Consider the following 10055-nt stretch of genomic DNA (forward strand, 5'->3'; position numbering starts at 1 on the left):
CGGTTCAATACGCGCGGGCATGGGATCAAACGCGAGCTGGGGCTGGCGCTTGTCGCGCGGTTTTATCGGCTGGCTTTTAAGAGGTGCATCGAGGTCGGTGAGAAGTCCGATTGTCTGAAGTTTGCGTGTCGAGCTTTTTGCCATCTATCTATTCAGCCAGAATTGCAGTCACCGGTAACTCAGCAGCTATTAAAATGGTTCCAACAGCCAAATTTATCTGAGCAGCCTTCACCATAAATAGCCGGTATAGCTCGCTGCCAAAAAGAGGATCAAAACTGACAAAATGCCACCAATGCAGAATGACAGGGCACTTGGGCGGCCATCTGGATCATCATCGAACTCCATTCGCATTGGATCATTCCCTGCGTATGATTTGGCCTTCATGCAATTCGAAGACGCCGTTGCCGCCGCCTTGGGAATGGAAATCTATTTCCAGCTCCCTCCATCTTCCAAGCACCCTGTCACATGAACTGCACTGAATCAGCGTGTGGTCCTGCACGTCATCCGGGATCCGAAGGTAGATCGTTCCACATTTCGGACATTCTAGTTTGTGATCGAGGCGTTTATTCATCTGATGCCGCTCCGACTTCGGCCCAAATGAATTTTACACCTAATTTTTTTTGCAACAATTGTATGTCCGCTGGCGGACAAAATGGGCTTTGGATGGGTTGGTATCTCAGTGTTTCGCATACTTGCCGATCTTCATTTTCAACTGCACACCTTTGTAATTTGGCGAAATTCTGCGTCTCCCAATTTGTCTAGTCCCACCTTTGCGCGAACTATCCTCCGATCAGAGCAACAGCGGTTGTTCTTCCTCTGCCTCAGGTTGTGGCAGAACAATCAGTTCATTGTCGGGCAAGGGCCTTTGCAGCTGCAGCGCCTCTTCAGCCGGCGCATTCATCCAAACGTCGATTTCCTCGGAGGTGCGCAAGATGACCGGCATTGCCTGTTCATGGATCGGCTTGACGACAGCATTCGGAAAGGTTGTCAGAAATGCAAAGATGTCGGTTTGGACCGGCCCTTCCTTTTTCTTCCGCACGCTGTACCAGCTGGTCCAGATCCCAGCGAACCAGAACAGTGGTTTCTCCTCGTTGAGGGCAAACCAATGGAGCGGCTTCTTCTTGGTGACTGGGTCCAGTACCTTGCCGTATTCCGAGAAGCTTGTCGCAGGGACAACGCAACGGTTTGCCGGACCAAGCCAAGCCTGCCAGTGCGGTGATTTCACGTTGCGGATATTGGTCACACCGTAGTCGACCTCGCCCTTCAGAAACTGTGGCGGCGTCGGCATTCCCCATCGGGCTATTGCCAGTTCACGGTCGCCGTTGGCATCCTTACGACCGATCGGTGCCGGATAGTCGGGAAAGACATCCATCTGCGGCGTGAGCCGATTTGTGAGGTCGTTGATCGGCAGGAACAACTGCCGCATCGCTTCATGGGTGGTTGCGGCGTTGTAGATGGGGTGATTGCAATTTGCTTTCGCAGCGGAGCTGCTTCTGGAAAAATGACAATTGGTAATTTTTCTTGGGAGGTAGTGAAATGACGTACTATGCCGGCTTAGACGTGTCGCTAAACGAAACTGCCATCTGCGTCGTTGACGAGACGGGTTCGATCCTGAAGGAAGGCGCAGTTCCATCGGAACCGCAGGACATCGTAACATGGCTCGATAATCTTCACGTGGACATCGCTCGCGCCGGCCTCGAGATCGGGGGACTGGCGCGGTGGCTGTACGCTGAACTAAGAGCATTGGGACTTCAAGCCATTTGTATAGACCCGCGAAAGCTGCGCGGCGTCACAAAAACCATGCCAATCAAGAGCGATCGAAATGACGCCCGTGCGATTGCCCAAGCGATACGTGTTGGCTGGTACTCAGTGGTTCACATAAAGAGCAGCAAGAGCCAACAAATGCGCATGTTGCTCACCAATCGGCGGACGCTTCTAAGCAAGCAGATCGACATCGAGAACGAGATTCGGGGTACGCTGCGTGTGTTTGGTGTCAAACTGTCCGGACGTATCAGCCAAGCCACCTTCGAACGTTGTGCCCTCGACCTTGTCGCTGAATGTCCGTTCCTCGAAGCGATGGTTCGCCCCATGCTGATCGCGCGCACTGCACTCCGCCAGCAGTTCGCTGTGCTTCATAACATGCTTATGAAACTGGTTAGACATGACGAACGCTGCAGGCGGTTAATGACAATTCCAGGCGTAGGACCACTGACGGCGATTATGTTCACAACGACGATCGATGATCCGGATCGCTTTCAAAAGTCGCGCGATGTCGGAGCCCACCTTGGTTTGACACCACGAAAATATGCGTCGGGCGAGGTCGACCGAAATGGTGCAATCTCGAAGTGTGGGGACGTAGCGATGCGTTCGGTCCTCTACCAAGCCTCACTGTCGGTGCTAACGAGATCGGAACGCTGGTCCAAACTTCGCGCTTGGGGTGTTTCCGTTGCAAAGAGACGCGGATTGCGTAGGGCTGTGGTCGCGGTCGCCCGCAAACTGGCCGTGCTGATGCATCGAATTTGGTCTGATGGTACTGAGTACACATGGAACAAGGAGGGGGCGACCGCTTAGAAATCTAGCAGATCCAACTCTCTGCCCTTAGGGCAGCCAGAAGTCCGGAAGGACGGGGTTGAGAAGACTGCGCTGCAACCTTTGTGTTCGATCACGTTTGTAGATAGCAGCTCTCGGCTTTCGGACCATCATCTTGAGGCGACGTATCGTTGACCTCGTAGACAAGAGCGAACCCTCCCGGACTTTAATGGAGCAACACCATTGCGAAAGAAACTGCAATCAGACAATAGATTGCACATGGCTCGATGATAATTGATCGCTAATCGTTCGCAAGCTGCGGCATCTTCGGTCTTGACGAGCGGTGACTATGTTCTCATTTTGTTCCTATGGCAAGAACAATAAGAACATTGGGACAGGCTGCCCGACACCGGATGCTCGTGCGATCCCGCTGCCGGACATGCAAAAATGCTGCGCGCTTTACGGCGGACAGCCTTGCCGGGACATTTGGCCATGGGCGCGAAATCAGAAGCCTCAAATTCAGATGCAAGGACTGCAACAGTACCGATTGCGAAGTACACCCATACGAAGACATTTTTGAACGGCAAGCGAAGCCGCAACCTGTTCAGGTGCAGATTGATACGAGCGAAAACGGTACCATCGGCGCGATGATCGATCACGGATATACGCTTTGGGCGTTCTGTCAGCGACTAGGATGCAAACCCTCGTCAAAGATCGATCTGCAGTGCTGGCAAGGGAGCTCGGAAGAAACCACAGCGCAATGCACCAGCACCTCGCGCCTAAGCTGAGGTGCTCTGCGTGTGGATCAAAGCAGCTCGGTCTCAGCGCGACGCCCTATTGATTGTGGCGGCACAGCGTGTTGCAAGTCAGTGTACTTCGGCCCGCGCTTGTGTGCGCCGGCATCGCGCCGACGGCAAGCTATAACTGGAATGAGTAGTGAATTACGTGGCTGGCAATCAGAGGCGTGTTGGCGGGTAAATAAGAAACACGATACCGCCGCCGCACTCACCCAGGCAATTTTAGGCGTCCGTCCGTTTCCGGGCCGTCTAAGGTTAAGATTGTAGCAAAGGAAGACGGCCGAACCGAGTGTAGCTCCGGCCCGCCGTCTGAGGTCAAAGGCGGGGTTATAAGTCCATGAGGCGCCGCTCCCCGCTCCAATGGCGCGTCGTGTTAATGTGGCTTGGCCGCCCCTCTCCTGAGATCATGCGGCCAAGCCACGGCTGATGCATAGGGATCAGCCATTCCGCCATCAGAACACTCTCTGACAGCCAACTCAGTTCGACATGTAGACGATCTTGCGATCCTTCATCGACACGATAACCGGTTGCTTATCCACATAGACGTAGCCGTAGTCCGGACTGTCGGGGATCGGCACCAGTTTGACGTCCTCCGGCACCGCGGTTCCAATTGCGACGTCGCCCTCTATGATGACAGGATCGGTTGGATGCGCGATCACATATTCGCGGGTTGGCTGTGGAACCTCAACCACAACTGCATCCTGCGCGTAGACGCCACCAGACACCGCAAACATCACGGCTGTGGCAAGCAAGATTCTTTTCATGATTACTCTCCCTTGTGGAACCGTTCCCTTCGGCTGCCACAACTTGTGGCCTTGAGCTTTGTTCCACCGGTGGCCCTATGCCAACGGATTTCAGACTTTTGCCGTATCTGCATCAGACTTTCGTCCGATCTTGAACCGGCCCAAATCAGACTGAAGCCTGACACCGGAACAGCGCACATGCGATCACGTTTGCCTGTCAGCTTTGCCGTCCGCGTCGGACGAGCCTAAGCGACGGACAGCAAAGCCGGACAAAGACGATTTTGTCTCTTTTCCCGTTGCCTGGGCGCGCTGTTGCGAACACTGGAACGGAAGAAAAGCCTTGGCAGTTGGCAGCTGGATATGGAGCGGACATCATGAAACTTTTTGTTCTTCAAGCCGTTATTGCCTTTATGTCCGGGGCCAAAATCAAGCCGAAATCGATCGATAGGGCAAAACCACGTGACGCCAAAAAGTCGCGCCAGGAAAAGGTATCGACTGTCGAAGTCGAGTCTGAGGCCGATGACCAGGGCGCGCCGCCGGATTTCATCGATCCGGATCCAGAACTGACACCTGAGGAGGCCGAGCAGGCGCGCAAGAGATACTTGCTGAGGCGTTTCTGGATCAGCGCGCGCGGTTACTGGGGCCGCGGTGGCGACAGGCTCGCTTGGCTATGCTCAATCGGGCTTTTGATCCTGATATGTATCAATGTTGGCTTCCAGTATGGGATCAATGTCTGGAACCGTGCAATTTTCGACGCAATTGAGCAACGCAATGCCAGCACCGTCTATTTCCTGAGTGCCGTTTTCGTGCCGCTCGTGCTCGGAAGCGGAAGCCTTGTCGTTGCACAAGTCTTCGTTCGCATGACGATTCAGCGCCGCTGGCGTTCTTGGCTCACGACCGCAGTTATCGCGCGATGGCTCGCAAACGGCCGTTACTATCAATTGAACCTCGTCAGTGGCGACCACACGAACCCTGAAGCCCGCATCGCGGAGGATTTGCGGATTGCCACCGAATCGCCTGTCGATTTCATCGCTGGTGTCATCTCCGCATTTCTGGCGGCCTCGACCTTCATCGTCGTGCTCTGGACTATCGGCGGGGCACTTACCCTGACGATCGCAGGTTCGACCTTCACTGTTCCCGGTTTCCTCGTTATCACTGCGGTACTCTATGCCGCGATCACGTCCACGTCGATGGCGGTCATTGGCCGCCATTTCGTCCACCTCTCCGAGGAAAAAAATCAGGCGGAAGCCGAATTTCGCTACACGCTGACGCGCGTGCGGGAAAACGGCGAGAGTATTGCATTGCTCGGCGGCGAGGAGGAGGAGCGTAGCGGCATCGACAAAACGTTCGCCAATGTGCTCGGGCGATGGGCGCTGCTTACGGGCCAGCACATGCGCACAGCGCTGGTGTCACAGGGGTCGAGCCTGTTTGCGCCGGTCGTACCGGTTTTGCTTTGCGCTCCGAAATTTCTTGAAGGCAGCATGACACTTGGACAGGTAATGCAGGCCGCCTCCGCCTTTGCCATCGTGCAGGGCGCGTTCGGTTGGCTGGTCGACAACTACCCCCGTCTCGCTGATTGGAACGCCTGTGCACGGCGCATCGCCTCGCTGATGATGTCGCTCGACGGGCTCGAGCGCGCGGAACAGAGCGATGCCTTTGGACGCATCAGGCGCGGCGAAACCAAAGGCGACGCGGTGCTCAGCTTGAACAATCTCTCAGTGTCGCTTGACGACGGCACCGCCGTCGTCAAGGAAACCGAGGTCGTAGTCGAACCTGGCGAGCGGGTGCTCGTGGCTGGCGAATCCGGTTCAGGCAAGAGCACGCTGGTGCGGGCCGTCGCAGGTCTATGGCCGTGGGGTGACGGCAGTGTCAATTTCCACGCCGACAAACGGCTGTTCATGTTACCGCAGCGGCCTTATATCCCCTCCGGGACGCTTCGCCGTGCGGTCGCCTATCCCGCCGCCGCCGATAACTGGACGTTGGAGAAAATCAACGCGGCCCTCGGCAAGGTGGGACTCGATTACCTGAACGACAAGATCGAGGAAGATGCACCATGGGACCAGACCTTGTCGGGTGGCGAAAAGCAGCGGCTCGCGTTCGCGCGCCTGCTGTTGCACACTCCCGATATCATCGTGCTGGATGAAGCGACCTCAGCACTTGATGAGAAAAGTCAGGAAAGGATGATGGAGATGCTCATCCACGAATTGCCCGAGGTCACCCTCATAAGCGTAGCGCATCGAGCCGAGCTGGAGGCCTTTCATACCCGCAAGATCACATTGGAGCGGCGCGAGGGCGGCGCAAAGCTTGTGAGCGATATCGATCTTGGCAAGCGCAAAAACAGACGGAACCTACTTGTGCGCCTTTTGAGGCAGCGAAAGGGGCAGGCGCAGCCAATGTCTAGAGCCGGATCATAGAACACACGGGAATTGTCTGCTGCCAGAGTTCTCAACCTCCGCGACCTACGCAACTATTTGAGGATTTTCACGCTGACAACTCGCTGTGGAACATAATGAGTACACGCTCTGGGGCGCTCTGTCAGCGACCAGGATGCAATCACTCGTCCAAAATCGATTTGCAGACGTCGGCAAAGGAGCAGAAACCACAGCGCCATGCACAAGGACCTCGCGCCCAGATATTGAGGTGCTCGGCGTGCGGATCAAAGCGGCTTCAGTGCGACGCCGTATTGAGAATGGGAAGCGGAACATTCGCCAACGGAAAGCAGTTACAGCTCCATTATGAGGAGACATTGATATGGGTGATCCGATACCCACCCCAGAGCCAGAACCGTACCCGCCACTGCCGGATGATCCGCCTGTCCCCGACCCTGATAAGCCAGGACCAATTCGGCCATTGATCGAGCTACCGCTAATTCAATTACCGGATGAGACATCCTTATCCGATTCGCGGCGAGGTGCGAGGTCATATAGCAAATCGTAAAGCATTCCTTTTGTTCAGAAGTCTCTTGCCTAGTCAGGGGATCGTGAACCGCCTTTAGCAGCACTATATTTATGGAGTGAGTTTCAAGTTCTGCTGTTTTTGCCGCCGGTTATTGCACGCGGAAATTGAAACGTTTGTTGATTTAAAAGAACAATTTATCGGCCTGTCACGCCGGGGATTCAACCTGGGCACTAACCTGCTTCCGTTTGGAAACGCGCCAAGCTTTCATGTACGCGATGTAGCGCTCTTTGTGAGCCTGCCGCCACTTGCGCGACCTTGCCGCTGCCTTCGCCTTTTGCTCGGGACTCAGCGGATTGGCCGCCCGCCATTTACGCACTCTTGCAGCCCCCTTAACCGCTGCCTTCGTCTTCTGCTCAGGACTCGGTGGATGGGCAGCCCGCCATTTACGGATCCGCGCAACCGCATTCGCCTTCTGTTCGGGAGTCAGCGGATTGGCTCCCCGCCATTTACGGGCTCTTGCAGCCGCCTTAGCTTTCTTGCCGGCCCTTGTCGTATCATCGCCTTTTTCAAGCAGACTCACTATACTTCCGCATCGCCTCTATGCTGGCCGCAATACCACTTCAGTCCGTACCGCTTGTCAAATCCGAACGACCCCACGCCATAAGCATACTCTGTTGTTAATTTCAGGCGCATGAAAGCGGTCAGTACATTGGGCCACATTTCGTTCCACGTTTCGCGCCACATAGCATTGGGAAAAAGCGGAAAATACAGCAAAAACAGTAACCATACTCGCCCTCGGAAGCAACCCGTCAGTACCATTTGTATTGGGGCGCGCTTTAGCTAAATTGTGTCATGCAACCCAGTTCAAACGTCGCTCACGCCAAGCGTCTTTGAGTAGCTCCTCGATCTCTTCAGCTGTGGCGCCCTGGAAGCTGCCTGCAAGCGTGATCGATAGCTCTTTGAGGTCAACCAGAGCTGGCTTGATGTCCACGGCTTGCTCGACCTGCCGGTTAATTTCGCGCATTAGTTCATCGTCATCGCGGCTCATTGTTTTTGCTCCCGTCTGCCGCGTTCGCACGAAACCGAACTGGTGAGTTCGTAGTGGAGCAACGTGGCAATCTCAGACACCTCGGCTTCTTCATCAGCCGCCTTCGGAATAAGTGAGGCCCGGCTTCGTTGTAACTTTGACGATCCCGAGCCCCGTGTCAGAGGACACAAAAACCTTCGCACGCTGATTCTGTGGACGCCCACAATGGTGTGTCTGCCTGCTGATGATCGCTAGGACCGACGCCATGCCTTAGCCTTGCGCCACCGTGTCGGCTTGCATCTGACGGGCTCATTCTCTGGTGGGGCTATGTATATGTTGGCTTCCCGCGCAGCTTCTATGAACGCCACGCGCGCAACTGCCACTGAACATTCGCCAGCGAGGCACGCCAACAGGATTTTTATGGCTGTGGTTAGCTTGGGTCCGCTGCGTTCAAGTGGCCATTGCTCCAATACGAGCATCGTAGCGTCATCAGCCGAGTTGATGCTTGTCATTTTGCCAGGCTGACTGCTCAAGACCGTGACGGGCGCGAATGCTCTGTAGTCTTCCATGCGGGAAGAGAAGCATAGCGGCGCTGAGGATTCCACCCCATCGATTTGCTTACGGTTTCCGTGAAACAGGGCATCATCGCATCCGACGCCGCACGATAAAAAATACGCACACCGTCACGACGACGGCAATGGCGGCTAAGGGATACATAAGAAAGCTGGATGAAAGCAAATTAGCTGGAATGGTCGTCATTTCATGTTCCCGCGCCCTGGGCTTGTAATGGTGGGGTCCGACGCTTCCCCGGAGAGGGATGTCGGCACCGGACCCCTGCCGAAGAGCGCCATGCTCCCCGACGCGATATGAACCGTTCACGATGTCGGAAGTTCCCCTAGGTTGGCGAGAGACTCACCCGGTTTAGGAGGCACTGCATGACGCCCATCAAGGAGTGGCAAGCCTGACGTCCCGACCTGCCGGATACACAATACGAAAGCAGGCCGGGTGCCGACCCAGTGGCTTCCCTCTATGGTCAGCACTCAAAGCGTGCGCCTGTATGGTTAACAAAAAGTGAGGCCCGATATCGGGGTCACCGTCCGACATCGAGCCTCTTGCTGAGAGTGCCAGCCCCCCAATAACGCCAGGACGGGCGGAAATGTTCCTCAGAAAATAAAAGCATTAATTTCCAGCCTTCAAGCCCTCCAGGTAAAACCCAGCATGGTCAGCGACCTCACGCATCCCCTTGAACGATGCGTGGCGCAGTTTACCGTCATGGGTCGAGAGGTCTACATCTTTGGGTTGCTGACCCCTCAGGGTTAGCGTCTCTTGGATTTGGATTCAGCATCAAGACGAGCTTTGCCAAGCCGCTCAGCCGGAAGAAAATCGAGGCTGAACTCTGGGGTTCTGCGTGACAAATGGCCATACCGACACCGGTACGACCCTCCGTCGACCCTAATTGTTGGCTTGAGTGCGAGCGGGCCTTGCAAGAGCACTTCACAATGATTGTCGAAAGTGGTGAACGATCGAGTGCCGCGCTTATAGAATTAATCGTGGAGGCTATAGGGGCCGGTTGGACCGAGCACGAGGTCAAGTGAGCTCTTTTTGATATGATCCAAGCCAAGGGATATACGGGCGAAGAGGGTAATTTATGCTTGCAAGCGTAACGAGCCCGAAACGCGCTCTTAGTAATCCCGATCGCTGGGAAGAATGTGAGAGCGCCATCAAGCCGCGATTCAACAAGATTCGTTGGGTGGATAGGCGAAACGATCCGACCGTTCAATTGCTGAAAGACGCTGTGGCGGCCGGCTGGGCAGAGAGAGGCAATACGAGCAATTTGGACGCTGAGAATGCTAAGGGAGACGGCAGCGGTGACAAGGAACTAGCGAGCGCCCACGCAAGGTTAATGTCCCGCAAGAGCTTCCAAAGTTCGCTCGGTATCATTCTGGTACGCGTCGAAAAAATCGATCCAAGGAACTGTCCATATCCGTTAGCGTTTAAGAAGTAAATTTAGCGATTGGCTGGGGGGAAATTCATTGCTCGAAACGTTTCACTACCTCAATA

The 10055-nt window shown here is 55.1% G+C and carries 7 protein-coding genes; 3 read left to right on the forward strand and 4 right to left on the reverse strand.

Translation table 11 applies throughout. From position 1 onward, the window contains the following. Nucleotides 1-790: 790 nt before the first annotated feature. Complete coding sequence (locus LB462_RS30565) at nt 791-1516, reverse strand: SOS response-associated peptidase (protein ID WP_370637358.1); 726 nt, start codon at nt 1514-1516, stop codon at nt 791-793. Nucleotides 1517-1536: 20 nt separating this feature from the next. Here LB462_RS30565 and LB462_RS30570 point away from each other — a divergent pair, with 20 nt between their 5' ends. Beyond that, a complete protein-coding gene (locus tag LB462_RS30570; protein ID WP_224515853.1) occupies nt 1537-2571 on the forward strand; it encodes an IS110 family RNA-guided transposase in 1035 nt (344 codons plus the stop codon). Nucleotides 2572-3802: 1231 nt separating this feature from the next. Here LB462_RS30570 and LB462_RS30575 read toward each other — a convergent pair. Then, entirely contained in the window at nt 3803-4090 is a 288-nt protein-coding gene (locus LB462_RS30575; protein ID WP_224515855.1) for a DUF1236 domain-containing protein, read from the reverse strand. 389 nt (nt 4091-4479) lie between these two features. Between LB462_RS30575 and LB462_RS30580 the strand changes: the two genes are divergently transcribed. Further along, the gene (locus LB462_RS30580) at nt 4480-6483 is read left to right on the forward strand and encodes an ABC transporter ATP-binding protein/permease (RefSeq protein ID WP_224515860.1); all 2004 of its coding nucleotides are present in this window, start codon (nt 4480-4482) and stop codon (nt 6481-6483) included. A gap of 1334 nt (nt 6484-7817) precedes the next feature. Here LB462_RS30580 and LB462_RS30585 read toward each other — a convergent pair. After that, nucleotides 7818-8015, reverse strand: coding sequence for a hypothetical protein (locus LB462_RS30585; protein WP_224515857.1), 198 nt, complete (start codon nt 8013-8015; stop codon nt 7818-7820). A 230-nt stretch (nt 8016-8245) separates the two neighbouring features. After that, a complete protein-coding gene (locus LB462_RS31735; protein WP_224515861.1) occupies nt 8246-8563 on the reverse strand; it encodes a DUF982 domain-containing protein in 318 nt (105 codons plus the stop codon). Between the two features lie 1079 nt (nt 8564-9642). Here LB462_RS31735 and LB462_RS30595 point away from each other — a divergent pair. Further along, nucleotides 9643-9999 carry a hypothetical protein gene (locus LB462_RS30595; RefSeq protein WP_224515859.1) on the forward strand — a complete coding sequence of 119 codons (357 nt, stop codon included), beginning with the start codon at nt 9643-9645 and terminating at the stop codon, nt 9997-9999. Nucleotides 10000-10055 lie beyond the last annotated feature (56 nt).

This window comes from Phyllobacterium chamaecytisi, from assembly GCF_020164455.1.
GTDB lineage: Bacteria > Pseudomonadota > Alphaproteobacteria > Rhizobiales > Rhizobiaceae > Phyllobacterium > Phyllobacterium chamaecytisi.

Coding starts and splice junctions, on each gene's coding strand:
- LB462_RS30585 (WP_224515857.1), bottom strand. CDS start 8,015: ATGAGCCGCGATGACGATGAACTAATGCGCGAAATTAACCGGCAGGTC.
- LB462_RS30595 (WP_224515859.1), top strand. CDS start 9,643: ATGCTTGCAAGCGTAACGAGCCCGAAACGCGCTCTTAGTAATCCCGAT.
- LB462_RS30575 (WP_224515855.1), bottom strand. CDS start 4,090: ATGAAAAGAATCTTGCTTGCCACAGCCGTGATGTTTGCGGTGTCTGGT.
- LB462_RS30580 (WP_224515860.1), top strand. CDS start 4,480: ATGTCCGGGGCCAAAATCAAGCCGAAATCGATCGATAGGGCAAAACCA.
- LB462_RS31735 (WP_224515861.1), bottom strand. CDS start 8,563: ATGGAAGACTACAGAGCATTCGCGCCCGTCACGGTCTTGAGCAGTCAG.
- LB462_RS30570 (WP_224515853.1), top strand. CDS start 1,537: ATGACGTACTATGCCGGCTTAGACGTGTCGCTAAACGAAACTGCCATC.